This is a genomic window from Candidatus Nitrospira neuquenensis, assembly GCF_979578155.1.
In genome coordinates, this window is record NZ_CEFZDU010000015.1 from 1 (window position 1) to 26,281 (window position 26,281).

Annotated in this window: 29 protein-coding genes and 1 pseudogene; 3 read left to right on the forward strand and 27 right to left on the reverse strand. The window is 69.7% G+C overall.

All coding sequences use genetic code 11. The features are described from left to right. The 20 genes and pseudogenes from AC1U7O_RS07515 to AC1U7O_RS07610 all read right to left on the reverse strand — a co-directional run. A partial coding sequence (locus AC1U7O_RS07515; protein ID WP_479894101.1) for a molybdopterin-dependent oxidoreductase occupies positions 1-2,743 on the reverse strand: 2,743 nt, incomplete at its 3' end. 465 nt (positions 2,744-3,208) lie between these two features. Continuing rightward, entirely contained in the window at positions 3,209-4,630 is a 1,422-nt protein-coding gene (locus tag AC1U7O_RS07520) for a sigma-54-dependent transcriptional regulator (protein ID WP_479894102.1), read from the reverse strand. Between the two features lie 8 nt (positions 4,631-4,638). Continuing rightward, positions 4,639-6,657 (reverse strand): ATP-binding protein, encoded by a 2,019-nt coding sequence (locus AC1U7O_RS07525; protein ID WP_479894103.1) that lies wholly within the window; start codon positions 6,655-6,657, stop codon positions 4,639-4,641. Positions 6,658-6,678: 21 nt separating this feature from the next. Next, a complete protein-coding gene (locus AC1U7O_RS07530) occupies positions 6,679-7,395 on the reverse strand; it encodes a hypothetical protein (protein WP_479894104.1) in 717 nt (238 codons plus the stop codon). Positions 7,396-7,461: 66 nt separating this feature from the next. After that, a complete protein-coding gene (locus AC1U7O_RS07535) occupies positions 7,462-7,980 on the reverse strand; it encodes a peptidylprolyl isomerase (RefSeq protein WP_479894105.1) in 519 nt (172 codons plus the stop codon). A gap of 63 nt (positions 7,981-8,043) precedes the next feature. Further along, positions 8,044-8,580 carry an O-methyltransferase gene (locus AC1U7O_RS07540; RefSeq protein ID WP_479894106.1) on the reverse strand — a complete coding sequence of 179 codons (537 nt, stop codon included), beginning with the start codon at positions 8,578-8,580 and terminating at the stop codon, positions 8,044-8,046. Between the two features lie 33 nt (positions 8,581-8,613). Further along, on the reverse strand, positions 8,614-9,687 hold the full coding sequence (locus tag AC1U7O_RS07545) for a ligand-binding sensor domain-containing protein (RefSeq protein WP_479894107.1): 1,074 nt from the start codon (positions 9,685-9,687) through the stop codon (positions 8,614-8,616). 32 nt (positions 9,688-9,719) lie between these two features. Next, positions 9,720-10,493: a twin-arginine translocase subunit TatC gene (gene tatC / locus AC1U7O_RS07550; RefSeq protein WP_479894108.1), complete on the reverse strand. Its 774-nt coding sequence runs from the start codon at positions 10,491-10,493 to the stop codon at positions 9,720-9,722. A gap of 37 nt (positions 10,494-10,530) precedes the next feature. Next, the gene (locus AC1U7O_RS07555; protein WP_479894109.1) at positions 10,531-10,773 is read right to left on the reverse strand and encodes a DUF465 domain-containing protein; all 243 of its coding nucleotides are present in this window, start codon (positions 10,771-10,773) and stop codon (positions 10,531-10,533) included. A gap of 150 nt (positions 10,774-10,923) precedes the next feature. After that, the gene (rimI, locus tag AC1U7O_RS07560; RefSeq protein ID WP_479894110.1) at positions 10,924-11,514 is read right to left on the reverse strand and encodes a ribosomal protein S18-alanine N-acetyltransferase; all 591 of its coding nucleotides are present in this window, start codon (positions 11,512-11,514) and stop codon (positions 10,924-10,926) included. Next, entirely contained in the window at positions 11,511-12,233 is a 723-nt protein-coding gene (gene tsaB, locus AC1U7O_RS07565; RefSeq protein ID WP_479894111.1) for a tRNA (adenosine(37)-N6)-threonylcarbamoyltransferase complex dimerization subunit type 1 TsaB, read from the reverse strand. Before tsaB ends, rimI begins: the two co-directional genes overlap by 4 nt. Further along, a complete protein-coding gene (locus AC1U7O_RS07570) occupies positions 12,230-13,087 on the reverse strand; it encodes a LolA-like protein (RefSeq protein ID WP_479894112.1) in 858 nt (285 codons plus the stop codon). The genes tsaB and AC1U7O_RS07570 overlap by 4 nt, the downstream gene beginning before the upstream one ends. Positions 13,088-13,090: 3 nt before the next feature. Further along, positions 13,091-14,455 carry a DNA repair protein RadA gene (gene radA / locus AC1U7O_RS07575; RefSeq protein WP_479894113.1) on the reverse strand — a complete coding sequence of 455 codons (1,365 nt, stop codon included), beginning with the start codon at positions 14,453-14,455 and terminating at the stop codon, positions 13,091-13,093. Between the two features lie 96 nt (positions 14,456-14,551). Beyond that, entirely contained in the window at positions 14,552-15,406 is an 855-nt protein-coding gene (locus AC1U7O_RS07580) for a hypothetical protein (protein ID WP_479894114.1), read from the reverse strand. A 29-nt stretch (positions 15,407-15,435) separates the two neighbouring features. Beyond that, positions 15,436-15,675, reverse strand: a complete 240-nt coding sequence (locus AC1U7O_RS07585; protein WP_479894115.1) for a hypothetical protein — start codon at positions 15,673-15,675, stop codon at positions 15,436-15,438. A gap of 22 nt (positions 15,676-15,697) precedes the next feature. Then, positions 15,698-16,165, reverse strand: a complete 468-nt coding sequence (gene bcp / locus AC1U7O_RS07590; RefSeq protein ID WP_479894116.1) for a thioredoxin-dependent thiol peroxidase — start codon at positions 16,163-16,165, stop codon at positions 15,698-15,700. Between the two features lie 19 nt (positions 16,166-16,184). After that, complete coding sequence (locus AC1U7O_RS07595) at positions 16,185-17,330, reverse strand: Glu/Leu/Phe/Val dehydrogenase dimerization domain-containing protein (protein WP_479894117.1); 1,146 nt, start codon at positions 17,328-17,330, stop codon at positions 16,185-16,187. Positions 17,331-17,384: 54 nt separating this feature from the next. Further along, positions 17,385-17,837, reverse strand: coding sequence for a tetratricopeptide repeat protein (locus AC1U7O_RS07600; RefSeq protein ID WP_479894118.1), 453 nt, complete (start codon positions 17,835-17,837; stop codon positions 17,385-17,387). A 21-nt stretch (positions 17,838-17,858) separates the two neighbouring features. Then, positions 17,859-18,551 (reverse strand): annotated as a pseudogene (locus AC1U7O_RS07605) (DUF507 family protein). Beyond that, positions 18,551-18,934: a cyclophilin-like fold protein gene (locus tag AC1U7O_RS07610; RefSeq protein ID WP_479894119.1), complete on the reverse strand. Its 384-nt coding sequence runs from the start codon at positions 18,932-18,934 to the stop codon at positions 18,551-18,553. The pseudogene AC1U7O_RS07605 and the gene AC1U7O_RS07610 overlap by 1 nt, the downstream one beginning before the upstream one ends. Positions 18,935-19,036: 102 nt before the next feature. Here AC1U7O_RS07610 and AC1U7O_RS07615 point away from each other — a divergent pair, with 102 nt between their 5' ends. Both AC1U7O_RS07615 and AC1U7O_RS07620 read left to right on the forward strand, forming a co-directional pair. Further along, positions 19,037-19,840: a ribonuclease H-like domain-containing protein gene (locus AC1U7O_RS07615; protein ID WP_479894120.1), complete on the forward strand. Its 804-nt coding sequence runs from the start codon at positions 19,037-19,039 to the stop codon at positions 19,838-19,840. 4 nt (positions 19,841-19,844) lie between these two features. Beyond that, positions 19,845-20,636 (forward strand): Stp1/IreP family PP2C-type Ser/Thr phosphatase, encoded by a 792-nt coding sequence (locus AC1U7O_RS07620; RefSeq protein ID WP_479894121.1) that lies wholly within the window; start codon positions 19,845-19,847, stop codon positions 20,634-20,636. 7 nt (positions 20,637-20,643) lie between these two features. Here the strand turns inward: AC1U7O_RS07620 and AC1U7O_RS07625 are convergent, their stop codons facing one another. From AC1U7O_RS07625 to AC1U7O_RS07635, 3 genes are all read right to left on the reverse strand, one after another. Beyond that, positions 20,644-20,946 (reverse strand): heavy-metal-associated domain-containing protein, encoded by a 303-nt coding sequence (locus tag AC1U7O_RS07625; protein ID WP_479894122.1) that lies wholly within the window; start codon positions 20,944-20,946, stop codon positions 20,644-20,646. Positions 20,947-21,095: 149 nt separating this feature from the next. After that, positions 21,096-21,923 (reverse strand): urease accessory protein UreD, encoded by an 828-nt coding sequence (locus tag AC1U7O_RS07630; RefSeq protein WP_479894123.1) that lies wholly within the window; start codon positions 21,921-21,923, stop codon positions 21,096-21,098. Between the two features lie 53 nt (positions 21,924-21,976). Beyond that, entirely contained in the window at positions 21,977-22,657 is a 681-nt protein-coding gene (locus AC1U7O_RS07635) for an urease accessory protein UreF (protein ID WP_479894124.1), read from the reverse strand. A gap of 68 nt (positions 22,658-22,725) precedes the next feature. Between AC1U7O_RS07635 and AC1U7O_RS07640 the strand changes: the two genes are divergently transcribed. Then, on the forward strand, positions 22,726-23,547 hold the full coding sequence (locus AC1U7O_RS07640) for a hypothetical protein (RefSeq protein WP_479894125.1): 822 nt from the start codon (positions 22,726-22,728) through the stop codon (positions 23,545-23,547). Positions 23,548-23,571: 24 nt separating this feature from the next. Here the strand turns inward: AC1U7O_RS07640 and AC1U7O_RS07645 are convergent, their stop codons facing one another. From AC1U7O_RS07645 to AC1U7O_RS07660, 4 genes are all read right to left on the reverse strand, one after another. Beyond that, positions 23,572-24,279 (reverse strand): 3'-5' exonuclease, encoded by a 708-nt coding sequence (locus AC1U7O_RS07645; protein ID WP_479894126.1) that lies wholly within the window; start codon positions 24,277-24,279, stop codon positions 23,572-23,574. 127 nt (positions 24,280-24,406) lie between these two features. Further along, on the reverse strand, positions 24,407-24,946 hold the full coding sequence (locus AC1U7O_RS07650) for an N-acetyltransferase family protein (protein WP_479894127.1): 540 nt from the start codon (positions 24,944-24,946) through the stop codon (positions 24,407-24,409). Beyond that, positions 24,930-25,337 (reverse strand): 8-oxo-dGTP diphosphatase MutT, encoded by a 408-nt coding sequence (gene mutT / locus AC1U7O_RS07655; RefSeq protein ID WP_479894128.1) that lies wholly within the window; start codon positions 25,335-25,337, stop codon positions 24,930-24,932. Before mutT ends, AC1U7O_RS07650 begins: the two co-directional genes overlap by 17 nt. Before the next feature lie 87 nt (positions 25,338-25,424). Beyond that, positions 25,425-26,177 (reverse strand): HhH-GPD family protein, encoded by a 753-nt coding sequence (locus tag AC1U7O_RS07660; protein WP_479894129.1) that lies wholly within the window; start codon positions 26,175-26,177, stop codon positions 25,425-25,427. Between the last annotated feature and the right edge of the window lie 104 nt (positions 26,178-26,281).

Genomic DNA, 26,281 nt, shown 5'->3' on the forward strand with positions numbered 1-26,281 from the left:
GGGTCTTCGGGGTCACACAGTAGAACTGGTACCCCTTCTCCCACAGCGGGTTCGCCTGCCGCCGGATCTCCTGCCACGGCAGCTTGATGTTCCGCACGTGCTTGTCGTCGTGGTGCTGCGCCGTGATCGGAATGCCGTAGTCGTCCGGCCGCAGGTACGGGTTGCTCGACATGATCGCGTTCGGCAGGTACGGCGTGCACTCCGGCCCTTCCCGGTGCACGATGAAGTTCTCCCCGTACTCGATGGCCTCCGGCTCCACCCGGTAATTCTCCAGGCGACCCGAGCGCGTCCACTGCGGCTTGGATTCGTTGATCTCTTCCCACAGCGGCTGCCGCGGATAGGTCCGCGTCATGACCATCCAGCCCTTCTCGCTCTTCAGCATCGTGTCCGCGCTGTAGCCGTACATCGTCGCGCTGGCGTCCAGCGTCCGCTGCACGTACACGTCCACGCGGTTCTGGTACACGAAGTGGAACACGTTCTTGATCCGCGGATCGCCGGTCATCTCGGTCAGCTTGGCCGCGACGCCCGCGAAGGTGTCCGCGTCGTTCCGGGTGTCGTACAGCGGCCGGATGCCGCCCTTCCAGATCTGCACCCACGGGTTCGACACCGTGGCCGTCATCTCCGGATAGGTGAACTCCATCCAGGAGTTGCAGGCGAAGGCCACGTCGGCATGGTTCACGTCGGAGGTCATCTCGATATCCTGCGTGATGATGCACTCGATATTGGGATCGACGTTCTTGACCATGTCGTAGTGGTGCTTGGCGTTGTTGAGCACGTTCACGTTGGTCACCCAGCGGAACTTGCTCGGGCTGGGCATGTGGGTCTTGCCCGTGAACACCTTGCGGCCGTACTTCGGCGTGTTGACGATCAAGGCCGTGTCGCCATGGTTCCAGTAGCCCACGTCCTCGCCGTAGTAGTACGACTTGACCTTGATCTCCTTGCCGTGGGCGTTGGCGTCCAGGGTGAGGTTGAACGGATCCTCGCCCGTATGCACGCCGAGGCCGCCGCCCGACCAGGGGGTCGCGTTCCAGATGCCGGCCTTGTAGTTGCCGGACCAGGTGTGGCAGCCCGTCCCGAACTTGCCGATGTTGCCGCCGAGGGTCATCACCAAGGCCGCGCCGCGGCCCATCTCGGTGCAGTGGAAGTAGTGGCAGACGCCCTCGCCGTTGTGGATCTGCGCCGGCTTGACCGTGCCGCAGTCCCGCGCCCAGCGGACGATCAGGTCCTTGGGCGCCCGGTTGATCTGATGCACCGTGTCCAGGTCGTAGTCCTGGAAGTGCACGAGGTACATCTGGAAGATCGGCATCACGTCCACTTCGCGGCCGTTGAGCAGCTTCACGCGATAGGTGCCCGTCAGCGCCGCGTCGATGCCGCTGTTCTGGTAGTGCCAGCCGACCTGCTCGCGGTCCAGCGGCACCGCCTGCTGCTTGTTCAGGTCCCAGACCATGAACCCGCCCAGGCGCTCGACCTGCTCGGGCTTCAAGGACTGCACCCGCCCGGAGTACCGCTTGCTGTAGTCCGGGAACTTGAAGTCCGCGACCACGTCCCGCGGGTCCAGGTACTGCAGCGTGTCCGTGCGGATGAGCAGCGGCATGTCCGTGTACCCCTTCAGGAAGTCCACGTCATGCATGTTCTCATCCACGATGATCTTGCTCGCGCCGAGGAACAACGCCGCGTCGGTTTCCGGCCGGACCGGGATCCAGTAGTCCGCGCGCGTCGCCGTCGGGTTGTACTCCGGCGTGATCACCACGATCCGGGCGCCCCGCTCGATGCTCTCCAGCTTCCAGTGGGCCTCCGGCATCTTGTTCTCGACGAAGTTCTTGCCCCAGGAGGTGTTCAGCTTGCAGAACCGCATGTCGGAGAGGTCGATGTCGCAGTTCTGCGTGCCGTTCCACCAGGGCTGGCTGGGGTCCTGGTCGCCGTGCCAGGTGTAGTTGCTATAGTAGCGGCCGCCCTGCGCCTGATCCGGCTTCACCTTCCGGATGTAGGTGTCCACCAGCGGCAGCACCCCGCCGTTGAACCGGGTGTTCATCATCTTGCCGATGATGCCCAGCACCGGCATGCCCGCGCGATGCTTGAAGCAGCGCACCCCCGCGCCCTTCATCATCTCGATCATCTCCGGCGGATAGCCCTGCTCCCGCAGCCGCCGCGCCCCCGCCTCCCCGCTGTACCGCGTCGCGATGACGATCCAGGCCTTGGCGACGTAGGTGAAGGCCGTGTCCCACGACACCCGCATCATGTCGTCCAGCATCCGGGCGTCGAACTTGTACTTGCGCTTCGTCTCCGGGGTCAGCTCCGGCGCGCCGTCGTCCATCCACTGCTTCCAGCCCCGGCGCATCAGGGGGCCCTTCAGCCGGTAGGGACCGTACACCCGTCGATGGAAGGTGTAGCCCTTCAGGCACATGCGCGGGTTGTGGGCGAAGGTCCCGCGGTTGCCGTAGAGGTCCTCGTAGGTCTGGTGGTCGTAGTTCTGCTCGACGCGCATCACGACGCCGTTGCGCACGAAGGCGCGGACGCGGCAGCCGTGCGTGTCGTTGGGGGAGCAGCAGAACGTGAAGGAGGAGTCGTACCGGTACTGGTCGTGGTAGACCCGCTCCCAGGACCGGTCGGGGTACTCGCCGAGGGGGTTGCCCACCTCGATGACCGGCTGCAGCGCGGTCAAGGCCAGCGCCCTGTCCGCCAGCGCGACGGCCGCCACGGTCCCCACCGTGGCCTTCATGAACTGTCTACGAGAAAGATGCATCGTCACACCTCCTCAAAAGGGAAGACCAACTGTTGATTCGACCTACTCCAAGCCACCCTGACCTGGTCACCACCTCCTTCCGGTTCTCCCGTCTGGCTGAAAGGGTGACACGCACCACAGAACCCTCCCATGGGATAGACCTCGCCTGGAGAACCAGTGCCGAGGTACTACAAGGCCTATGCCATGGGGAGGCAAAAGAACCGTGGCGTGCTAAACAAAAAAACTATTTTGATTCAATGTGTTGCGACTGACGTGGCGGATTAGACGGAAGGCAAACTCTGCAGGAGATCGCGCGAGTCAGTGAAGCCTGACAACCGACCGGGATGAATATCTCAAGTATTTGATTTACATGGGTCTTTTTATGTCAGCTTTGGTGGACAATGCCGAAAGAGCATTGCAACCACCTGAAAGAACTGATCATTCTCCTATATTGGCCGATGGACCTGTCAGCTTGAACTGACAAACTCATTCTCCCTCTTTCAAATATCGTTTCATGATTTCATGAAAATAGGAGCGAGGCACGCCGCTATCGTTGGCGGCATGCGTGACATTGCCATGGTGGATAGCCAGTTTGGCGCTGATGTAGCGCCGGGTAAACTCCTCGAGGACCTTTTCCTTGGCCCTGCCGTAGGGCAGGCGCAGGTAGTCCTCCCCGAAGGAGGCGCCGGACTCGGTCGGCTGGAGCAGCCCCAGCACGTCTTGCCGCCCGATCCGGTCACCCTTGGCGAGCATGACCGCCCGCTCGATGACGTTCCGCAGCTCCCTGACGTTCCCGGGCCAGGGATAGGCCAGCAGGTCCGTGAGGGCCGAGGGGTGGACATCGTCCACCGCCTTGCCGAACTCCTTGGCGTACCTCGCGATGAAGTGCCGCGTCAACGGCGGGATATCCTCCGTGCGCTCCCGCAGCGGCGGGACGTGGATGGTCATGACGTTGAGGCGGAAGAACAGATCCTTGCGGAACTCGTTGCGCTTGACCTTCTCCGCCAGGTCCTGGTTGGTGGCGGCGACGAACCGGACGCTGATCTTCTTCTGCTGGGTGCTGCCCACGGCCCGCACCTCCCCCTCCTCCAGCACCCGGAGCAGCTTGGCCTGGAGGGGAAGGGGCAGGTCCCCGATTTCGTCCAAGAACAGGGTGCCGCCGCTCCCCAGCTCGATGAGGCCCTGCTTGTCGGCCACGGCTCCGGTGAAGGCGCCGCGCACATGGCCGAACAGCTCGCTTTCCACCGTGCCCTCGGAGAAGGTCGTGCAGTCCACGACCTGAAAGGGCCCGTGGGATTCCGGGCTCCGCTCGTGGATCGCCCGCGCGATGAGCTCCTTGCCCGTGCCCGTCTCTCCGATGATCAGAGCCGTCGAGGGCACCCGCGCCACCGCCTCGATCATGGCCTTGACCTGCTGCATGGCGGGGCTGGCGCCGATGAGGTCCTTGAAGGGCGTGCTCGGCTCCGAGCGATCCCCCTCACCCCTCGCCCGCACGATCTCCCCCATGCGCATGGCGCGGTGGATGCGCACGGCCAGGTCCAGCCCCTGGAAGGGCTTCAGGATGTAGTCGAACGCCCCGTGGCGCATCGCGTCCACGGCCGTCTCCACCGCGTTGACCCAGCTCATCACGACGACGGGAATGCGGCGGTTGGCCTGCTGCAGGCGCTGCAGCAACTCGATGCCGCTCATGCCCGGCAGACGCACGTCGGTGATCACCAGGTCGATGCGGCGCTCCTCGATGATCTTGAGCGCGCCCTCTGCCCTGGCCGCGAACACCAGCTCCACGTTCTCATCCTCGCTCCGCGGCAGCTCGTGCTCCACGGCACGCAGGAACATCTCCACGTCGCCGGCGTTGTCCTCGACGACGAGGATGGTGAAGTCCCGCGTCTTGTCGGTCTTGATGTCCATGGAGTCGTTCAGGCCCCCTGCCCGCCGGCCGGCGCCGTCACGCCGGTCTCGAAGCCGACTTCATCCTGCCGGATCTCCAGACGCGGCAGCCGGACGTAAAACGTGCTGCCGGCGCCGGGCGCCGAGGTCACGGTGACGGTCCCACTGTACTGCTCGACGACGGTCTTCACGATGGACAGGCCGATCCCCGAGCCGGGCACCTCGACGGTCCCGAGCCGCTGGAACGGCAGGAAGATCCGGTCGATCATCGCCGGGTCCATGCCGATGCCGTTGTCCTTCACGAACAGGACGACCCCCTCCCGGTCCCGCTCGACGCCGATCTCGATCCGAGGCGAGGGCTGGTCGCCCATGTACTTGATCGCGTTCGTGACCAGGTTCTCCAGCACCTGCTTGAGGTGGATGCGGTGGCAGGCCAGCCGCGGCAGGTCATCCGCGACGACCACCTGGAAGCGATCCAGAGAATGCTGCCCGCCCACCAGGTCCAGCACCTCGCGCACGACCTCGCCGGCGTCCACGCTCTCGACCGGGCACGGCTCCTGGCTGATCCGGGCGAGGTCGAGCGTCCGCTCCGCGAGCTGGAACAGATCCTGCCCTTCCTTCCTGATCCAGTCCAGGTACCGCAGGGCCCGCTCATCCAACCGGTCTCCGTAGTCCTTCTTCACCCAGCCCGCGAACTCGGCGACGCGCCCCGCCGGCGCCTTCACCTCGTGGGTGAGGTTGGCCACGTTCCGCTCCACCGCCCGCAGCCGCTCCTTCAGCTCGCGCGACTCCGATTCGACGGCCTCGAAGAGCCGTACGTTTTCGATCGCGCTCCCGGCGTAGGCCGCGAACTGCTGGGTCAGGCGGATGTCCCACTCGCTGAACGTCCGCACGGCCTTGTTGTGGAGCAGGACGAGCACCCCGATCGCCTCGTGCGGGCCCAGAAGCGGGACGGCCATGTAGCTCTTGGCGCCGTAGCGGTCCCGGAAGCACAGGGGTCCCTCGACGTGCAGGGACAGGTCCGCGACGGCGACCGGCTGTTTCGTCTCGAAGGCCTGATTCGAGTACGGTGTCTCTTCCAGGAGCAGGATCTCCTTGCGGACTCGGTCATACCACTCTCCGGAGGCGGCCTCCACCACCCAGCAATCCAGGACCGGATGCCGCACCATGAGCAGAGCCAGGTCCACCCGCGCCAGGTCCGCCGCCCGGTCCACGATCCTCCGGAGCGCGCGGTCGAGCCCGCCCGAGCCGATCATCGTGATCTCCTGCCCCGTCGCGTGCAGGGCCTCGAGTTGCTCGATGTGGCGACGGATGCGGCCGGCCATCATCTCGAAGGTGCGCGCCAGCTGCCCGAGTTCGTCGTTCGTCTCGATGGCGATCGCCGACGGCAGGGCGCCGACCGAGATCTCCTCGACGCCGCGCGCGAGCTTCTCCAGCGGAGCCCGGACGACCCGCTGGAGCGCCAGGAAGCCGGCGACCACCAGGCCCGCCGCCACCAGCAGGAACACGAACTGGAGCGCGTAGAGGAGATCGATCCGGCCCGCCGCGCGCCGCTCGATCTCCCCGACGACATCGGACAGGTCGGCGACGAGCGCGGATGCCCGGCGCTCGTAGTCGGCCAGGGCGGCGGCCCGCTCCGACTCGACGGCGGCGCCGAGGGCCCGCTCGACCGACGTCCGGAGGGAGCCGCGCCACTCCTCCCTGACCCGCTGGATGCGCCGCCGAATCTCCTCGTCGGACTCGCCCAGGAGGCCGCGCTCGGCGTCGCCGTCCTGCAATCCGCGCAGCACGGCGTCGAGCTCGTCCGCCTCGGCCATGATCGCCGCGCGGGAGGCCCCCGCCCACCCCTCTGGCGGGGCCTGACGGAGCAGGTGGGCCAGCTTGTACACGCGCATCCGCTGGATGCCGGCCTGGTTGATCGCCGCGCTCGCGCCGATGAGCTGGCGGGCTAGGTAGGCGTTGACGGCCATCAGGGTCACGAAGGCGAGCGACAGCAGCACGAACACCGCGCCGACCTTGAGCGTGACGGACGTGCGATGCGCCTGCATGGAGCTCCCCCGACGACGAGCCTACGCGACCGGGCCGGCCGAGCGCAGCTTCCGCAAATCGACGATCACCTCGTCCCGCCCCCGTCCCAGGACCTGGTCCCAGAACCCGACGGTCGAGGGCACCACCGCCCGGGCGGGCTCGAAGCTCAGGTCGAACCACTTGGCCGTGATCGGCATCATGGGGTACCGGCGATCGTAGACCATCCCGTAGGCCGGGATGCCGTAAAGGGTGCGGAAGTTGCCGAGGACAAAATGCAGTTCCGACCCTTGGACGTACAGCCCTCCCGTGGTGATCTCCCGCTTGATGGAGGAGTGCGGCTCGCTGAGATAGTAGGTGACCACCTGGTTCGGCGCCGCCTGCGCCAGCGCTTCCGAGATCCGGGGCGCCAGGAGCGCGACCTCCTCCTCGCGGAAGACCCGCTCCGGAGCGGCCTCGCCGGAGATGAGGCGCTGGAGGGACGTCCGGTGCTCGCGCGCGCTGAACCCGCGGAGGATGCCCGCCATGACCTCCGGCGCCACCTGCGCCGGGTGGCTGTGGGCCGGCGCCGGCCCCTCGGGGACCACGGTCGGATCGGTCTCCAGCCGGACGAAGTTGACGGGGTCCTCGTACACGGTCTCGGAAGGCACCTGGGGGATGGCGCAGGCCGCGAGCAGCAGCAGCAGGACCAGCGACGCGTGACGCGGCCGCGAGTGGTGCGGCGTGAGTCGTGAGTTATGCGTTGCCGTGCACTTTGCCATGAACTCCACACTCAAAACGCAACGCTCAGCGCGCCCGCCATGCGGTCACTCGTCGCCCCTCGCCCGTCAGTCGGAGACCGTCACCGTCATCTCGTACCGGTCGAGGGGATTGTCCCGGCCGTCGCGCTTGGCGGCGACGATCTGATCGGCCACGTCCATGCCGCTGACGACCTCGCCGAAGACCGTGTACTGCCAGTCGAGGAAGTGGGAGTCGGCGACGCAGATGAAGAACTGGCTGCCGGCGCTGTCGGGGTCGTTCGCCCGCGCCATGGACAGGGTGCCTCGCCTGTGCGGCCGGCTGTTGAACTCCGCCTTGATCCGGTAGCCGGGCCCGCCCATGCCGTGGGAGCCCCGGTCGGGGTTCTTGCTGTTGGGGTCGCCGCCCTGGATCATGAACCCGGGGATCACCCGGTGGAACGTCGTGCCGTCGTAGAATTTCTCCCGCGCCAGTTTCAGGAAGTTGGCCACGTGGCCCGGCGCTTCGGGGAAGAACCGCAGCACGATCTCGCCCAACGGCTGCCCCTTCAGACTCACGCGGATCGTCGCCCGCGCCTGCGTCGTCGCCTCGTTGATCTGCTCGCCCATCGTGGTGTCCTCAGCCTCCTCTGTTCATTCGTCCGGATTCGTTGCGCGGCCGCGGCCCCCAGATCATGGCACGGTCCCGGCGGGCGGGGCCGCCCAGGCCACCGTGAGCACGCCGTCGCGGACCCCGACCAGCCGCGCGCTGACCCGCTGATCGGACCGCACCAGGCGCGCCAGCTCCCGAATCGCGGCCACCGCCGGGTCCGCCGACGGGCCGATGCCCCCGACCGCCATCCCCTGCGTGTTATCCATCAACAGCAGGCCGGTCGGGGCCAGCAGCTCCAGGGCGCGGCGGTAGTAGTGCACGTAGTTGGGGGTGTCCGCGTCCACGAAGATCAGGTCGAACGGCCCGCTCAGCGTGGACAACGTCTCCAGGGCCGGTCCCACGAGCACCTCCACCTTGCGGCCGTGGGGGCTCCGCCCCAGGCGCTTCCGCGCGAGCGAGGCCAGGCCGGGGTTGATCTCGCAGGTCAGCACCTTCCCGTCCTCCGGCAGGACTTCCGCCAGCGCCAGCGCGCTGGCGCCGTCGAAGGTGCCGATCTCCAGCACCTGCCGGGCCCCGACCTGCCGCGCCGTCGTCTTGAGGAACGTGGGGTCCTTCATCGTCCTCGGCCGGCACCGGCGTCCTCCGGCCGCTCACCTGAACCGGAACGGCGACCGGGGCACGCCTTCGATCCCGGCGCTAGCGCCCGTCCAGCTCAGACCCTCGTCGTCGCTGCGGAAGACGCCGGCGCTCGTGCCGGCGTAGAAGGCGCCGTCCGCCGCCACGATCAGCGCCTGCACGGACAGCTCGGTCAGGCCGCGATTGAGCGGCGTCCACTTCCGGCCCTGGTCCTCGGTCTTGAAGATGCCGCGGCCCGTCGCCACGAGCAGCGTCTTCCCGCTCGCCACGATGCCGCGGATCGAGTCGTTGGGCAGCGCGCGGCTGATCGACCGCCAGGTCTTGCCGCCGTCCGCGCTGCGGAACACCCCGCCGTCGAAGGTCCCCGCGTAGACGGCCTGGTCGGCGTCCACGGCCAGCACCCGGATGAAATTCTCCACGAGGCCCTCGTGGTCCACCAGGCCGTCGCGCAGCCTGATCCACTCCGTGCCGCTGGGCTTGAGACGGAAGACCCCCCGCCCCGACGTGCCGGCGTAGAGGGTCCGGTCCCCGGCCATCGCGAGGCTGTGCACCAGGACTTCGTCGAGCCCTCTGGTCACGACGACCCACCGGCCCTCGCCCTCGGCGAGCCGGTAGACCCCGTCGCCCGTCCCGGCGAGGATCGAGGAGCCCTCGATCAGCAGCGCCTTCACCTCCAGCCGCTTCAGTCCCTCGTTGACGGCCGTCCAGGTCCGGCCCCCGTCCCTGGTGCGGAAGACTCCGCCGCGGAAGGTGCCGGCATAGACCGCGCCGTCCGGCGCCGCGGCCAGGCACAGCACGAAGGGATCGGTCAGCCCCTCGCTGGCGGTCTCCCAGGTGACCCCGCGGTCGCGGCTGCGGTAAATGCCGAGCCCGAAGGACCCCGCGTAGACGGCCGAGTCCTTGCCGACCGCCAAGGCCTGGATGCTGGGCGCCGACCGGACCGGTCCGCCGCCCGACGCCGGCGGATGTTGGCGGCCCGGTCCCGGGACGGGCACGGACTGGGCGCCGACCGTCATGACGCAGAGCGGGACCGCGAAGACGACGAGGCTCGTCCGCACAGCGAGGGAGGCCGCCGAGGTTCGCGTCATGGTCGTCGCCGCGCGGTCCGCGCGGCCTCCTTTCACCTGAGTCGCTGCCCCGCCGTGCCGACCGGCAGGTCGGCGGCCGGCGACGGGTCCGCCGCCGACGCCTCTCTGCGGCCGAAGAGACGGGCGCCCAGGATGCCGATCTCGTACAGGACCATCAGCGGCACCGCCATGAGCAGCATCGTGAAGAGCGTCGCGTCCGGCGTGACGACGGCCGACACGATGAGCGCGACCATCACCGCGTGCTTCCGGTACCGGGCCAGCAGGTCGGCCGAGACGATTCCGGCCCGCGACAGCAGCGTCAACACGAGCGGCAGCTCGAAGGCGAAGCCGAAGATCAGGAGGAACTTGACGTTGAAGTCCACGTAGGTGCCCACGGCGAGCTGCGGGGTCACCTCGCGGTCGAGGCCGAAGGTCACGAAGAACTGGATGACCAGGGGCAGGATGACCAAGTTGCAGAACACCAGCCCCAGGGCGAAGAAGGCGGTGGCCAGGAAGAACAGCGGGATCGCCCAGCGCTGCTCCCGCGGCAAGAGGGCCGGACGCACGAACCCCCAGAACTGATGCAGGATGACGGGAAGGCTGATGACGACGCCGACCATGAAGGAGACCTTGACCGACGCGAAGAGGGCCTCCGCCGGCCCGTAAAAAATCAGCTCGTTGGGGAACGGCCGACGGAACCAGGCGATCAGTTTGGCCGAGTAGGCGAAGCACAGGACGAACCCCGCGCAGACGGTCAGGGCGATCACCAACAGGCGCCGCTTGACGTTGGCGAGATGGGAAGCGAGTGGGGACGGGGCTGCGGCCATGGGTCCGGTCTCCGGCGGAGCGGGCGACTCGCCCCCGTCAGCTTGCGGCGGTCCGCTCCTGGCCTGCCCGATACTGGCGGATCAGCTCGGCCATCTTGTCCTTCAGGGCCAACTTCTCCTTCTGGATCTGCTTCTTCACCAACTCCTCCTGCGGCGTCAGGACGTGCCGCTTGTGGAGCTCGGCCAGCTCCGCATCGAGGCGATGGTGGGATTCCTCCAACTGCCGAAACTCCTGGTTGGACGCTCGGAGCGCCTCCATGATCCGGTTGTCCGTCATCATCGGCCCCCTCCCGTTGAGGGGGCGCTCGTCGAGCGGGTCCCGGCGCCGCCCGGGACCGGGCCGCAGAGCGCCCCGTCTGATGTGTTGTCCGGTCGCACGGCCGACGGCGCCGGCCGGCCCGGCCTCTTCCTCCCCAAGACGAGCCTCCGACTAGGCGATCTTACCACCCTCCGGGTCACCGACGGCAAGCGCCAATTTGCCCGCCGGGCCCCCGCGCGGGCCGCTCCCCACGCGCGAGCGGTCGAGCGGTTCCAGGCTCATGAGCAGGGCATCCTCGATCGGGTCGCGGTAATAGGCGGCCCGGACGGCGTAGGCCGTGAACCCCTCGGCCTCGTAGAGCCGCACGGCGGCGACGTTCGAGGCGCGGACCTCCAGCACCGCCCGCGTCGCGCCCCCGGCCAGCCCCTGCGCCAAGGCCCGGCGGATCAGCGCCCGCGCGATCCCGTGCCGTCGTGCCGCCGGGGCGACCGCCAGGTTCATGATGCGCAACTCCTCAAAGACGACCCAGAAGCAGGCGTAGCCGACGGCGTCGGACGCGTCGCCGCGCCCGGGGTGCGGCCGCGCCACGAGCAGCCGGCTGAAGGGATTGCCCTCCAACTCCGCCTCGAACATCTTCCTGGTCCAGGGCGCGGTGAACGAGGCCTGCTCCAGCCGCACCAGACAGTCGAGGTCGTCCCGCGTGGCCGGTTCAATGACCAAGGTCCCGGCTAAGGCATCCGGCGATTCGTTCGGGCCGGTCACGGCGTCGCCCCCTTGGCGGCCCCGACTGCTCGCCGCTCCTTGGCCAGCTCGGCCTCGGCCCGCTGCACGTAGCGGGGAGTGACGACCGGCCCGGCCGTCTCGCCCCGCGCGAAACGCACCAGCGCGGCCGCCCCGACGCTGACGGCCGAGGCGGCCGTGGCCTCGGCCGGAGCCTCCCGCACCTCGGTCGCCTTCCCGCCCAGGAGGTCGAGCAGCCGCTCCCGAAATTCGATCCATCCCTCCCCCACCATCAGCAGGGGTTCGTCGATCATCCGCGCAACCTCCTCGAGCGTTCCCACGCGATCCTCGGCGAGCCGGCGAAGCGTCTGCCCCTCCCACCGGAACAGCGCCCAGTAGACCTGGTCCCTCCTCGCCTTGAGCAGGGGACAGACCGGGATCGTCGCCCCGCGGACGTTCCAGGCGAGCGCCTCCAGGGAGGGCACGGTCGCCAGGGGAAGCCCGGTCACGGTCCGGAAGCCCAGCATCGTGGCCAGCCCCACCCGCAACCCCGTGAAGGAGCCGGGCCCGATGGACAGGGCCAGTCCGTCCAGATCGCGCAGGGCGAGACCGGCCTCGGCAAGGAGGCGGTCGATCCCCGGCACGAGCCAGCGGGCATGGCTTCCCCGCGCCTCCTCGTCCGCGCGGGCGAGGACGAGTTCCCCCTCCATCAGGGCCAGGCTCTGCCGGCCCGTCGCCGTGTCCACCGCCAGGAGCTTCACGCGGCCTCCCCGACGTCGCCCCGCCGCGCGCCGCCGTCGAGGTCCTCCGGCCGCAACGAGGGATTGGGGATGATCTCCTTGAAGGTCATCGAGAGCGTCCCGCCGCCCTGGTTGTCCTTGATCGTGACCTTGTGGGGGCGCACCAGCGGCACGGAGGTCTGGCCGTCCGCGCCGTTCTGGCCCGGCGTCCCGACGGGACGGTAGTCCTCGAAGTGGAGCGAGGCCTCCACCTCGCCGTTGCCGTTCAGCCGATCCTCCCGGACGACGTTGAAGGTCCTGCGCTCGAACCAGAGCTGCCGCAGGGGGTGGCCGGCCGTGTCGCGGGCGAAGACATCCAGCCGCCAGCGGTCCTCCTCCTCCGACAGCAGGAGGCGCTGCCCGTCCGGCACCGGCTCCACCGCGATCGCCTCGCTGACCGCGAGCACGCTCAACTGGAAGGGGCGGCCGATCCGGTCCATCCGCTCGAGGTCCCGGACCTGGCCCGAATAGACCTGGCCGGTCGCGGCCAGCCGCAGCCGGTACAGGTCGCCGCCGAGGACGAACTCGAACAGCTCGCCGCCGAGCCGGTTGAAGCCCTGCAGCCGGAGCGAGCCGGGCTTCCGGTAGTACATCGCCCCTTCCATCCGCTGGGCGAAGGGCAGGCCGCCCCCGGACACCTGGACGGAGAACAGGCCCTTCATCGTCCGCACGGCGGCGTCCCGATCCTTCAGCAGCGCGGCCAGCCGGTCGGCGGTCATCTCCGGCGCCGCCACCGGAGCGACCCGTGGCGCCGCACAGCCCGCCGCGAGCCCCGCCGCGAGCAACACGAAGGCCACAAGGCCCCCCATCCGTCGTCGTCCCGTCGCCCACGCCACGATTCACTCCTCCAGGATCGCCTCGACCGCCTCGCGGATGTCCTGGACGCCCCGCAGCGCGATCCCCGCCGGCGGGTCTACCTTGGCCCGGTTCCGCTCGGGCAGCACGCAGCGGCGGAAGCCCATCTTCGCCGCCTCGCGCAGGCGCAGGTCCACCTGGCTGATGGCCCGCACCTCCCCGCCCAGGCCCATCTCGCCGAAGGCCACGGTGCCGGCGTCGATGGTCCGGTCGCGCAGGCTCGAGGCGATCGCCGCGATGATGCCCAGGTCGATGGCCGGCTCGTCGATCTGGATGCCCCCGACCACGTTCACGTAGACGTCCTGCCCCGACAGGTGCAGGCCCAGCCGCTTCTCCATGACCGCCAAGAGCAGCGCCACGCGGTTCAGCTCCACGCCGTTCGCCATGCGCCGCGGCATGGAATAGCCCGTCGGCGACACCAGCGCCTGCAGCTCCACCAGGATCGGCCTCGTCCCCTCCAGGCTGGACACCACGATCGAGCCGGGGCTCCGTCCCGGCCGCTCGGCGAGGAACAGCTCCGAGGGGTTGCCGACCTCGTCCAGCCCCCCGTCCTTCATCTCGAAGACGCCGATCTCGTTCGTCGAGCCGAACCGGTTCTTGACCGCCCGCAGGATGCGGAAGGCATGGCCCTTGTCCCCCTCGAAGTAGAGCACCGTGTCCACGATGTGCTCCAGCAGCCGGGGGCCGGCGATGGCCCCTTCCTTGGTCACGTGGCCGATGATGAAGACCGGCACCCCGGTGCGCTTGGCCAGCGTCATGAGTTGACCCGCCACCTCCTGCACCTGGCTGATGCTGCCGGGGGCGGAGGTGATCTGGTCGGTGTAGACGGTCTGGATCGAGTCCACGACGACGGCCGTCGGCCGGACCTCCTGGACGGCCTTCAGGATCTCTTCGAGCGCCGTCTCCGCGTAGACGTAGAGGTGGGGGCTCCGCAGCCCGAGCCGCTCGCCCCTCATCCTGATCTGCCGGGGGGATTCCTCGCCGGAGACGTAGAGGACCGGCGTGCCGTCGGTCGCCAGGCGGGCCAGGGCCTGCAGCAGCAGGGTGGTCTTGCCGATCCCCGGATCGCCGCCGATGAGGATCACGGACCCGGGCACGAGGCCTCCGCCCAGGACCCGGTCGAACTCCCCGATGCCCGTCATCCGTCGGTGCTCGCCGACGACCTCGATCGCCTCGATGGGGGTAGGCCGCGGGGCGGCGGTGCCGAGCCGGTTCTGGCGGGATGGGCCGGAGGCCGGTACCCGCTCCTCCTTGATGCTGTTCCAACGGCCGCAGTCCGGACAGCGGCCCAGCCAGCGGGGAGATTGATGCCCGCAGGCCTGACAGAGAAAACTGCTCTTCGCCCGCATGGGCCCGGGCCTCTTGGTCACGCGCGCGGTTCCCGGTGGAATCGCGCGCATCTTATCGGAACGACAGGCAAAACACAAACCGGACGGGACCGTGCTCTAGCGTTGGATTTTTTTCCTGACCTCCTCCCAATTGTCCGCGGTCATGACCTTCTTGGGCAACCGCCCCTCCTCGCCCGACGCGGGCAGGATCACGACCTTGAGCCGCCGCTCGGCCAGGACTTCGGCGAACTCCCTGGTCCGCCCCACCCCCGTCTTCAGGTTGTCCCACCCCTCCCTGCGCATCTCATCCAGCAGGGCCTCCAGAGCCTTGCGGCCAGGCTCCAGCGCCCTGGTGAGCCCCGGGGGAAACCTCTGCCCGCGCAGCCAGTCCCGGACGGATGCTTCGACCGCCGCGCCGGGCCCCTTGGTCCTGGAGAGGTAGAGCACGTTGTAGAAGTACGCGGTCAGCTTCGTCAGCTCGTCCGCCGCCTTCGGGAGCGGCTTCGGTTGTTCATCGCCGGGCAGGAGCGGAAGGGGCGGGATGGGGAGCGCCGGCGCCGCGGGCGCCTCGACCAGGGCCTCGATCTCGACGAGGAGGATGGGCCGGCGGCGCTCCCAACTCGCGAGGAACGCGGTCGCCTCGCCGCTGGCCACGCGCCGGGTGGAGGCCAGCCGCACGGTGATGGGCTGGGTGCCGCGCATGACCGGCGTGAACTCGAAGAAGGCGCGGCCGTCGCCTCCCGTCATGGCGGTCGCCGCGCTCCGGCCGCCGACCAGCAGCTCGAGCGGCTCTCCGCCGAGGCCGGCCTGGCCGAGCATCCCCTCCCGGACCAGCCTGGCCTCGATGCGCGCCGGCTGCCCCGGCACGGTCAGGGCGTCGCGGAGGAGGAGGCGACCGGCCGCCTTGTCGGCGCTCCATCCCGGCCAAGCGGACAGGACCAGGGCGGCCAGGATCGCGAGCGCCGCGGCCACAAGGCGGGCCCTCGCGCCCGGGGGCCGGCTCACATGAGCCCGTGCCCACGCTTGGCGATCGAGAACGCGTCGAACGCGGAGAAGACGATCATACTGAGATAGAGGAGCTCGGCCGGCTCCCAGAGAGTCCGGGAGATCACGAACAGCGCGACCGAGAAGGCGACGATGAGCCATCCCTTCTTCTCGCCCAGGTACAGGTGGCCCGCCCCCGGCACGAGGGAGAGGCAGGCGGCGCGCAGGCCGTGCCGGGTCTTTTCGCCGTTGTCCATGAATATGACCGGCCGACCGCTCTTATGCCTTCAGGGCCTCCAGCACCTCGTCCACATGGCCGTCCACCTTGACCTTGCGGAAGGCGGCCTTGATCCTCCCCTTCCCGTCGATGACGAAGGTGCTGCGCTCGATTCCCCAGTATTTCTTGCCGTACAGGCTCTTTTCCTTGTACACGCCGTAGGCCTTCGACACCGCCGCGTCCTCGTCGCAGAGCAGGGAGAAGGGCAGGCCGTACTTGGCGATGAACTTCTGGTGCGAGGCCGGTCCGTCCGTGCTCACCCCGAGGACCACGGCCCCCGTCTTCTCGATGGGCTTGATCGCGTCGCGGAACCCGCAGGCCTCCTTGGTGCAGCCCGGCGTGTCGTCCTTGGGATAGAAATAGAGCACGACCTGCTTTCCGCGCAGTCCCTTCAAGCCGACCGTCGCGCCGGTCTGATCCGGCAGGGAAAAGTCCGGCGCCTTGTCTCCGACCGCCACGTCCGCTCCCATGGTCCCTCCTCCGATTCGCTCAGCCGATCGCCCGGCGGCTTCCGGCCCCGATCGGCTCCGGCCCGCGCCAGGCCCGTCCCTCGCGCCACCGTCGCTCCGCAAGCCGATCGGCCGCGCGCGCCGGCGTCCAGCCCCGCTCCCGCGCCAGTCTGAACACCGCCTTCAGGTTCCGATAGATCAGGGCGGCGCGCCGCGCCGCCCTGGCCCGGTCGTAGCCCGCCGGCTCCAACCCCACCGCGATGTTGATGAGACCGCCGGCGTTGATCACGTAGTCCGGCGCGTAGAGGATGCCCCGCCGGTGGAGGCGGTCCCCATCCTCCACCGTCAGCAATTGATTGTTCGCGGAGCCGGCGACGGCCCGGCAGCGGAGCTGTCCGATCGTGGACCGGTTGAGGACGCCGCCGAGCGCGCAGGGGGCGAACACGTCGCAGGCCGTGCGGTGGATGCGCTCGTGGGACGCGACCTCCGCGCCGACCTCGGCCGCCACCTTCCCGGCGCGACGCCGGTCGAGGTCCGCCACGATCACCCGCGCGCCCCGCCGGCGCAGGAGGGCCGCCAGGGCAGCGCCCACCTTGCCCACGCCCTGCACCGCCACGGTCAGGCCGGCGAGGCCGCTCGCGCGCAGGTCGCCCAGACCGGCCTCCTCCGCCACGGCCCGGATCCCGTGCAGCACGCCGTGGGCGGTCATCTCCGACGGATCCCCGCTCCCGCCCAGAGCCACCGTCGTGCCGGTCACGAAGGGCGTGACGCCGCGGATCACGGTCATGTCCTCCATCGTCATGCCCACGTCCTCGGCGGTGAGGTACAGGCCGCCCAGCCCGTGGACGAGCCGGGCGAAGGCGACGAGCCGGGCTTGACGTTTGGGCCGACGCGGGTCGCCGACGATCACCGCCTTGCCCCCGCCGAGCGGCAACCCGGCGGCGGCGGCCTTGTAGGTCATGGCCTTCGCGAGCCTGAGCGCGTCCGCCAGCGCCTCCTCCAACGTCGCGTAGGGCCACATCCGGACGCCGCCGACCGCGGGCCCCAGCCTCGTGCTGTGGACGGCGATGATCGCCCGCAGGCCCGACGCGCGATCCTGGGCGACGACCAGGCGCTCGTAGCGATCCTGCTCGACCGACGCGATGCACGACGTGCCGCGGTCCACGGGCCGGTACCTGATTGGCATGGACAAGCCGTCCCTCCGCCGCTTTGCGCCGGGCGGCTCACGGGAGGGTTCCGCCTAGCGGGTTCGGGGCCCGGTGCCGCCGAAGCCGGGCTTCTGGTTGGAGTACCCCTGGTCGATCGGCTTCTTTTGAATCGTGGGGTCCGGCGAGCCGAAGGGCCGGAGGGCCGGGGAATCCCAGATCACCTTGTTGCCGGGCGCGAGGTTGGCCGCCTCGATGAAATGCTCGCGGGCCTGCTCGTTCTCGCCCAGGGCATAGAGCACGAGCCCGAAGTTGTAGTGGGCCTCGCCCGAGCCGGGCACGGCGGCCAGGGCCTGCTCGAAGTGGGTCCTCGCCTGGGCGAGTTGCCCGGCTTGGTATTCCTGCGAGCCGGTCTGGGTCAACTGGACCGCGGACATCGGCGCGCCCGGGCCCAAGGGCAGCGGCACCCGCGGCTTCGGCTTCTCACCGCCGCAGCCGACCAATCCGACGACACAGGCAAGGGCAACGACGACCGCGTGACGCTTCATGGTTCCCCCGATTCAGGACGGCTACGGTTTCCGGCGCCTCCGCAGCTCCTCTTCGTAGGTCTTCCGGTACAGGACGTCCCACTCCGGGCCGCCCTCGACGATGGGGCGCGAGTAGGAGGCCAGCCTGGCGCGGACCGCCCGGTCCACGTCCTCCTCCTGCGCCAGCTCTTGGGCCAGCACCCGCTTGATCTCGCGGAGAACGTGGGCCTCGTCGCCCTTGAGCCTCGCGGCCGGCGACGCCTTCAAGCTCCCCAGGATGACATGGGAGAGGTGGCTGACCTTGTCGTCGCTCAGCAACATCGGGAGCCGTCACGTCCCCATTGCGGCCCCGGATCAAGTCCGGGGCGGGCTCGCCGGAATCCAGACGGCCCCGGCTGAAAGCCGCCTGGGTGACGGAGATGCTGGTGGCCGGTGGTTGGCCGCTCGCTCTTCCTACAGGATCAGGCCGCGCTCGCGCGCGAGCTTGGCCTTGATCATCGTGAACATCTTCTGGTAGTCCACGCGCCCGGCGTCGATCTCGGCCTGGTAGCTCCGCAAGAGGGTGCGGACCTCGGCGTTCAGCCGATCCTCGACCTGCAACTCATCCGTCACCGCCCGCTCCAGGGCGCCGACCACCGCGGCCCTGGCGCCCTGGACGTCGAGCTGTCCCTGCGCTTCGAGGCGCGCCACCAGCGTCTCCGCGAGGTGATGCACCCGCTCCCGGGAGAGCTTCATCAGGATTTGTCCACGCGGATCCGGCTCGCGCCCATCGCCTGGCGGAGGACCGTGGCGTCGCCGACGACGCGGCCGATGACGTTCACCCGGTCGGCCGGCACGGGATCGGGGCCGAGGCTCATGGGGGTGCGCCCGAAGAAGACGGCCAGGACCCCGCCGGTACCCCAGAAGGCGACGTCGCCGACGGCCACCTTGGTGGTGGCGGTTTCGCGGAAGTCCTTGACGCCCGGCAGCTTGAAGAAGAACTCCTCGCCCCAGACGTTCAGCTCGGCCTCGACCGGCAGGGCGGCATAGACCGCCTCGGCCGTCTTGTTCGCCTTGAGCTCGGCCTGGACGGTCACCCCGCCGACCGAGATGCTGATCCGCTTCGTCCCGTCGGACATCTCCCCCGTCCCGTTCCGTCCCGCGTCCCGCGGGGTCGGAATTTATCTTGTTTCCCCCCTGAAATCAAGGCTAGAATCCCCCATCCGATGCATCCTCCCGCGATGATCGAATCCACCTTTCTCTTCCTGAAGGGGATCGGGGAAGCTACGGAGCGCCGGCTGTGGCGCCACGGGGTGGTGAGCTGGCGGGCCTTCCTGGAGCAGCCCTCCCTCCCCGGCATCGCGCCGGCCCGCAAGCGGTGGTACGACGAGGAGGTGGAGACGGCGGCCCGTCACCTGGAACGGGGGCATTCGCGCTACTTCGGGGCCTGCCTCAAGACCAGGGACCACTGGCGCCTCTTTCCGACCTTCCGGCCGCGCACCCTCTTCCTGGACATCGAGACCACGGGCGGTCCGCCCGAGGCGGGCGAGGTCACGGTCGTCGGCCTCTATTCCGACGGGCGCATGACGACGCTCGTGCGCCACGACTCCCTGACGGAAGCGCGCCTGAACGAGGAGCTGACCCGCCACGACCTGCTCGTGACCTTCTTCGGGAGCGTCTTCGACATCCCCTACCTCCGGGCGAAGTTTCCCGGCCTGCGCGCGGACCTGCCCCACATGGACCTCTGCTTCGCGGCGAGGCGGCTGGACCTGCGCGGCGGCCTGAAGCCGATCGAGGCGGAGCTGGGCATCACGCGCGACGCCGACCTGGACGGCGTGGACGGCTGGGAGGCCGTGCGGCTCTGGCAAGCCTGGCGACGCGGGAACGGCCGCGCCTTGGACCTGTTGTTGCGCTACAACGAAGCCGACACGCGCAACCTGGAGCCCCTCGCGGAGATTCTCTACCGGAAGCTGGCGGAACGGTACGGACCGCCCGCTCCCGCCGAGGAGAGTGCGGCCGTCCCGACGGCCGTCGTGGACACCTGACGCCATGGCAACGCCCGCCCCCCGACCGGACCGCGGAGAAGATCGCACCCGATCCCGATGGACGGGCGCGGTCCTCACCCATCGGGGACTGGTCCGTGAAGCCAACGAGGACGCCGCGCTGGTCCTGAACGAGCTGGGGCTCTGGATCGTCGCGGACGGGATGGGCGGGCACCCGGGCGGCGATGTCGCGAGCCGCCTGGCGGTGGAGGCGACGGCGGACTACGTCCGGCGGCACGCCGCCCACTGCGGGGAAGCCAAGAAGCTGCTCCTGCAGGCCATCCGGTATGCGAACGAGCGGGTGCGAGGGGAAGTCCGAATCAGGCCGGAGCTCGAAACCATGGGGACCACGATCGTGGCGCTGCACGTGGGCGAGGCCCCGGAGGCGGACGCGACGCTGGTGCACGTGGGCGACAGTCGCGCCTACCTGGTCCGCGACGGGAGCCTCCAACCGCTCACCACGGACCACAGCTACGTCGAGGAGAGGATCCGCGAGGGCCTGCTCACGAGGGAGGAGGCCCGCCGGCATCCCTACCGCCACATGCTCAGCCGCGCGGTCGGCATCGAGCCCGAGGTCGAGCCGGATGTCCGGTCCTTCGCCCTCCGGCCCGGCGACCGCATCCTGCTCTGCACGGACGGCCTGACCAAGATGATCGAGGACGAGGAAATCCTCGCGCTGCTGGGAACGGCGGCCTCTCAGGAGGAGGCCTGTCGCCTCTTGGTCGAGGCGGCGAACCGCCGCGGCGGCGCCGACAACACGACGGTCGTGGTCGTCGGCGCCGTCCCGCGGGCCGGGTAGGCCCTCCTCACATCACATCGGCCGTGCAGTGCCACCCCTCACCCTTCACGGCTCCGACCGCCTCGGCGAGCTGCTTGCCGGTCGTCTTGCCGCCATCCACCGTCACGATCACGTGGCCCTTCATGCTTTTCGTATCCACCGCCTTCACGCCGGCCACCTTCTTGAGCGCCGCCTCGACGTCGCCCAGGTAATGCTCGCAATGTTTGCCGCCGAGCATGAGCGTGACCTTCTGATCGGCGGCCGCGGCCGGCGCGACCCACAGGGCCAGGACCAGGACCGCCGCGACTGACGGGATTCGCAATTCGGACATCGGCCTCCTCCTTGTGTCGTGCCTCACCCCGACGCCGGCTCCTGCCGGCGCCCCTTCGCCGGCACCCTACCACAGGACGCGCCGACCGGCCACCACCAGCTTGCGCCCCCCGCTCGGGCCGAGTCGCGATACGCCCCGGCGGCCCGGCCTCAGTAGCGCCGGAGCGCGGGCGGCGGCAGGTTCCATAGTCCCTTGCGGGCGACCGCCCAGAGGACATCCAGGACCTCCGTGAGGTCGTGACCGGTCCGGGCGACAAGCCTGACGGCCAGGCCCGGCACGGCCGGCTCGGAGACCCCGCCGAGCACGCACCCGTCCCGCTCCTCCAACAACCCGGCGACTTCAGATTCCAGCCGTTTCCAGACCGACGGCTCCACCCCGTCGCCGACCAGGTAGAGGGCCGCCACATAGTCCCATCCGTCCAGCCCGAGGGCGGCGATCCGCTCGGCGGTCGGCGCGATCTCCGCCCGATCGAGCAGGAAGCGGCCGGACGCCGTCGTGATCCGCACCTCCGTGTCCGCGCGGGCGAAGGCCCAGCGCTCGCCGCGGGCTATCCTTCCGGAGGCCAGCGCATCCCAGACGACCGCGACCGCCCCCGATTCGAGCAGGACGTCGAGCGACTGGCGGAAGCGGGCCCCCGCGTAGGGAATCGTGACCTCCGGCACCCACTCCAGGCGGGCTCCCCGCCCCACGGCCAGATCGAAGGTCTGTACCGTCGTCGGCTCGCCCCCGTAGATCCTCGTCGCCGATGGGGTGGTGAGCAGGGCATGGGCGCCGGGTGCGAGCGTCGCCCTGAAGGACAGCCGGTCGCCGCCCACCAGCCCGCCGGAGGGGTTGACCAGGAAGGTGCAGGCGCAGCCGGTGCCGTCGAGGTCCATCGGCGGGAGCAGGTGCCAGGGGGTCGTGCAGCTCGACCGTGCGAGGACCGTCGCGCCCCCGGCGCGCTCGTACTCTAAGACGAGGTCGCCGACCCGTCCCACGGCATCGAGGTCGCGGGCAGCACCGGCTCGTCCTGCTGGAAACCGCGCCATGGTCATGACCGGAAGAGGCGCGTGCCGAGCCGTGCCTGGCGCATGGCGTGGATGTCGTGGAGCGGGGCCCAGGCGGTCATAACCGCGGCGCCGGCCGCCGCCCGGGCCTGTCGCTCAATCGGCGACAGCCATCCCTGGATGAGCCCCTGCCCCACCCGCTGGCCGATCGGCAGGAGCTTGAGGGCGGCCGACACCAGCCCCACGACGCTCTGATAGAGGAAGGCCGCAGCGGCCTCCTCCGCGGACCAGCCGGCCGACCCGAGCGCCAATCCCATCGAGACCGCGAAATGGCCCGGCGCCTCGCCCGCTTCGACCAGCGCAAGGTAGTCGCGCAGGGTGCCGGTCTCCCGCCGGCCGCCGCCCAAGCGCAGGACCTGCCGGCCCATCTGCCGGCCGGCGAGCCTGGTTTCGCGACAGAGCATCAGCGCATCCAGCTCCAGGTCCGCCGGGAGGGCCGCGCCCAGACGCAGGCCGGCCGCGGCCACGGCCTGCGCGACCGCCACCGCCTCTCGGCGACCCAGTTCCCCATCCAAGTAGGCCGCGCCATAGCGCGCGAGTCCCTCGCCGTCGCGGACCGCGCCGGCCTGAACGGCCGACTCCAGGCCGGAGGAATAGGCGTAGCCGCCGGAGGGAAAGAAGCTGTCCACGAACCGGATGCCGTCGAGCAGTTGGCCGGTGTTCATCGCTCGTTCACCCTGTGGTACACTGGCGCGCCCGCGCCGGCCGAGGCGGCGCGGCCTCGGGAGGCACGGTGGATCGTTTCGCGCGCGCGGGACTCCTGCTCGCCTGTCTGCTCGACGCGGGCTGCGGCGCCGCGGGGCCGGTGGTCACGCTCCACGAGGGCCGCCAAGGCTCCGTCGCCCTCGAACGCGTCGCCGACCCGGCCTTCCAGGCGGCCCATCCCCTTGTCCTCGGCCCCGACCTCCTCGCCCGCGTGCTGCGCGGGGTCCGGCTGCCGCCGGAGGCGGCGGGTTCCTCGACGACCGGCGGCCAGGCCGCGCGGCTCTTCTCCGAGGGCCAGGTACTGTTCCTCGCACCGCTCTTGGCGGAGGCTCTGTCGAAGGCGGCGCCCGACCAACGGGTGCGCTTCACCGCCGGGGAGACCGGCCGAGCCGGTGTCGCGCCCACGACCGGCCTCCTGTTCGCCCACGGCCGCTCGCTCCACCTGATTCTCGTGCCGCCATCAGGCCAGGCCTCCGGACCGTCGGGGCTGCGCTTCGTGCCGGATGTCGCGCGTAGGCCCGAGAGTTTCCAGCAGGTGCCGGGCTCCTCCGCGCCGGGCGGCCAGGCCTTTGCGATCGACTACCAACTGCTGGCCCGGCTGCCGGCCGCGATCGAGGAGGTCGGCCCGCCGCCCGACCTCGCGGCGCCGACCGCCCGGCCGCCAGGGGACGGCCGCGCGGACGAGGTGCGGGCGATGAAGGACCTGATCGTCGAGAAGGACCTGGAGATCCAGGCCCTGAAATCCGACCTCGAGCGGCTCAAGAAGCAGGTCGCGGACCAGGCCGAGCAGCTCAGGAAGCTCCAGGGCGGGAAGCGGCCGGCCGCGCCGGGCAAGGACGGCGCCCGCTGACGACCGCCGCCGCGCGCGACGGCGTCACTTCACCTCGATCAGCTCCTTGTGTTGGAGCACGACCTCCCGGGCGAGCGGCGGCCGGAAGTTCATCCGACAGTAGCAGGCGTAGGTCACGTAGGTGTCCTGCAGGCAGTAGTCGGCGATCTCCCGGTGCCGCCCCTCCGCCCACATGTCCGCGACCTGGCTCCCGCTCCCCGACTTGGTCTCCACGTTGAGCGCGCGCGCCAGCACGTCGAGCTTGATCCAGCCCCGCGACTCCCAGTTGCTCCAGACCGCCATCGTGTCGTAGACCGGCTCGGTGCGGAACTTCGCGAGCGGGATCTCGACGGCCGGCTTCACCTGGTGGATGATGGAGCGCTTCTTGATAAAGGGCAGGTCGAACCCCAGGCCGTTGTGCGTGATGTAGAGCGACGGGCGGACCTGGGCCAGCCTGGCCCAGAACCGGCGGAGCAGCTCGCACTCGTCCGGCCCGTACCAGCTCACCGCCCCCTGGGGCTCCATCGCGTCGCTGAACAGGATCAGCCCGATGCAGACGATCCGGCTGAAGGTGCCGTCGAAGGAGGACTTCTGGTAGAGCTCGTCCTGCAGCCGCTGCCGCTCGTCCGCCGCGGCGCGGGCGAAGAGGTCCTCCTCCTCGATCCCCGCCCCCGGCTCCAGGGCGCGGCCGACCAGCCGGGCCCACTCCTCCCTCGGCGCCTGCACCGTCTCGATGTCGAGGACGACCTTCATCCGAAGAAGCCCCGAGCCATCAGCCCGCCGGTCCGTTCCCCGTCACCCCGGCGGAAGCCGGGGACCGGTCCTGGTCGTGGATCCCGGCGTTCGCCGGGACGATGAGACTGGCTGTCGATCGCGCCCCCTACTCCGCCAAGGTCCTGAACATGATCACGGCATCCTGGTACGTGCCGTCGTCGTTGCGCACCGCGCCGGGGATGATCCCCAGGTCCGCGAACCCCAGCTTGGCCCAGAGGTGCCGCGCCGGCCGGTTCTCCGCGAACACCAGGTTGAAGATCACGCTCCGAAAGCCGAGATCCTTGGCGTACTGGAGCATGGTCGCCCCCAGCAGCCAGCCGAGTCCCCGGTTCCGCCAGGCGGGCGCGACGATGAAGCCCGCGTTGGCGACCCACCTGGCGCGCCCCGGCCAGTTGGGCTTGAGATAAAAGGCACCGAGCAACTCGTCCGTCGCCAGATCCCGGAGCCGGGCGACGACCGTGCTCTTCCCCCTGATCCAGTAGTCGAGGAATTCCTCCCGGTCCGGCGGCCGCTCGTGCGGGTAGGAATCGCCCTCGGCGACGATCACGTCATAGAGCCGGCGGAGCGGCTCGACCTCGGCCCCGCCGGCCTGTGAAAGGCGGATCGGCGTCCCGTCCTTGAGCCGCGCGTCAACGGGAAACCGCATCGGAGTCGGCCTCCCCGCGGTGCCGGCGCCGCAACGCCTCGATCAGCGGCCGGTCGGCTGGCGGAAACTCGTCGCCCCGCATCTCGTCCGGCGAGGTCCAGCGGATGGCGTCGCACCCCAGCGGCCGCGCTTGCCCCGCCAGGACGGAGCAGAGGAAGCAATGCAGCTCGACCGCCTTGTCCGGGTAGCGGTGGGAGACGACGCGGAACCGCACCGGCTCCGTGATCTCGATCCCCAGCTCCTCGCGCAGCTCCCGACGCAGGCAGTCCTCCGGCGACTCGCCCGGCTCGCGCTTGCCTCCGGGAAATTCCCAGAGCCCGCCGAGGTGCGCCTCGCGACGGCGGCGCGCGATCAGGTACCGTCCGTCCCGCTCGATCAACCCCACGGCCACCTGAATGGGCGCGCCGGGGCGGGACGGAGAGCGTTGAGTTTTACGTCGTGAGCTGGTCGTTTCCGGGCTTTTCCTCATGGTCGCGCGTCACCCGCCACGGTTTCGATCGAAGGGGTAGCTCTTGCAATCGCGCTTCATCGGACAGAGCGGGCAGGAGGGTTTTCGCGCGGTGCAGACCACGGCGCCGAAATCCATGAGCGCCTGGTTGAAGTCGTAGCCCTTGCCGCGCGGGATCAGTCGCTCGGACAGGCCCCAGAGCTTCGCCCGCTGAGCCTTGGGGTCCCCCTCGCCGATGAAGACCCGATGGAGCACCCGCATGACGTTCGTGTCCAGGATCGCCGCATCCTCCCCGAACGCGAAGGACCGGACCGCCCCCGCCGTGTACCTGCCGATGCCCTTGAAGGCGAGCAGCTCGTCCGGGTCGCGCGGCAGGCTCCCGCCATACCGCTCGACCGTCTCGCGGGCGATGCCGTGGAGGCGGAGCGGCCTGACGTTGTAGCCCAGCGGGTACCAGGCGCGCGTGACCTCCTCCGGCTCGGCTTCGGCCAGGGCCTCGAAGGACGGATAGCGGGACAGAAATTCGTGGTACTTCGGGATGACGCGATCCACCTGCGTCTGCTGGAGCATCACCTCCGACACGAGGATGCGGTAGGGATCGGAGGTCCGCCGCCAGGGCAGGTCCCGGCCATATTCGCGGTACCACTTGAGCAGCCTCGTCTGGAAGCGCCGCCTGGCGCCAGGGTCCAGGGGCGGCACGCCATCGCGGCCGGCGGGCCGGCGGCGCTTCACCCCGGCGGCGCCGGATCGCCGACGAGGATGGGCCTGCTTGCGCTCCGCCATGCGACTTTCCCCCTCCCCGACAAAACAGGCCGTACCATACTCTCGGCCCGTCCGGGAATCAACGGCCGCGCCAGGGCCTCGTCGGGCGTCCCGTTGACTTTCGC

Coding starts and splice junctions, on each gene's coding strand:
- AC1U7O_RS07520 (WP_479894102.1), bottom strand. CDS start 4,630: ATGGACATCAAGACCGACAAGACGCGGGACTTCACCATCCTCGTCGTC.
- AC1U7O_RS07525 (WP_479894103.1), bottom strand. CDS start 6,657: ATGCAGGCGCATCGCACGTCCGTCACGCTCAAGGTCGGCGCGGTGTTC.
- AC1U7O_RS07530 (WP_479894104.1), bottom strand. CDS start 7,395: ATGGCAAAGTGCACGGCAACGCATAACTCACGACTCACGCCGCACCAC.
- AC1U7O_RS07535 (WP_479894105.1), bottom strand. CDS start 7,980: ATGGGCGAGCAGATCAACGAGGCGACGACGCAGGCGCGGGCGACGATC.
- AC1U7O_RS07540 (WP_479894106.1), bottom strand. CDS start 8,580: ATGAAGGACCCCACGTTCCTCAAGACGACGGCGCGGCAGGTCGGGGCC.
- AC1U7O_RS07545 (WP_479894107.1), bottom strand. CDS start 9,687: ATGACGCGAACCTCGGCGGCCTCCCTCGCTGTGCGGACGAGCCTCGTC.
- tatC (WP_479894108.1), bottom strand. CDS start 10,493: ATGGCCGCAGCCCCGTCCCCACTCGCTTCCCATCTCGCCAACGTCAAG.
- AC1U7O_RS07555 (WP_479894109.1), bottom strand. CDS start 10,773: ATGATGACGGACAACCGGATCATGGAGGCGCTCCGAGCGTCCAACCAG.
- radA (WP_479894113.1), bottom strand. CDS start 14,455: ATGCGGGCGAAGAGCAGTTTTCTCTGTCAGGCCTGCGGGCATCAATCT.
- AC1U7O_RS07585 (WP_479894115.1), bottom strand. CDS start 15,675: ATGGACAACGGCGAAAAGACCCGGCACGGCCTGCGCGCCGCCTGCCTC.
- bcp (WP_479894116.1), bottom strand. CDS start 16,165: ATGGGAGCGGACGTGGCGGTCGGAGACAAGGCGCCGGACTTTTCCCTG.
- AC1U7O_RS07595 (WP_479894117.1), bottom strand. CDS start 17,330: ATGCCAATCAGGTACCGGCCCGTGGACCGCGGCACGTCGTGCATCGCG.
- AC1U7O_RS07600 (WP_479894118.1), bottom strand. CDS start 17,837: ATGAAGCGTCACGCGGTCGTCGTTGCCCTTGCCTGTGTCGTCGGATTG.
- AC1U7O_RS07610 (WP_479894119.1), bottom strand. CDS start 18,934: ATGTCCGACGGGACGAAGCGGATCAGCATCTCGGTCGGCGGGGTGACC.
- AC1U7O_RS07615 (WP_479894120.1), top strand. CDS start 19,037: ATGATCGAATCCACCTTTCTCTTCCTGAAGGGGATCGGGGAAGCTACG.
- AC1U7O_RS07620 (WP_479894121.1), top strand. CDS start 19,845: ATGGCAACGCCCGCCCCCCGACCGGACCGCGGAGAAGATCGCACCCGA.
- AC1U7O_RS07625 (WP_479894122.1), bottom strand. CDS start 20,946: ATGTCCGAATTGCGAATCCCGTCAGTCGCGGCGGTCCTGGTCCTGGCC.
- AC1U7O_RS07635 (WP_479894124.1), bottom strand. CDS start 22,657: ATGAACACCGGCCAACTGCTCGACGGCATCCGGTTCGTGGACAGCTTC.
- AC1U7O_RS07645 (WP_479894126.1), bottom strand. CDS start 24,279: ATGAAGGTCGTCCTCGACATCGAGACGGTGCAGGCGCCGAGGGAGGAG.
- AC1U7O_RS07650 (WP_479894127.1), bottom strand. CDS start 24,946: ATGCGGTTTCCCGTTGACGCGCGGCTCAAGGACGGGACGCCGATCCGC.
- AC1U7O_RS07660 (WP_479894129.1), bottom strand. CDS start 26,177: ATGGCGGAGCGCAAGCAGGCCCATCCTCGTCGGCGATCCGGCGCCGCC.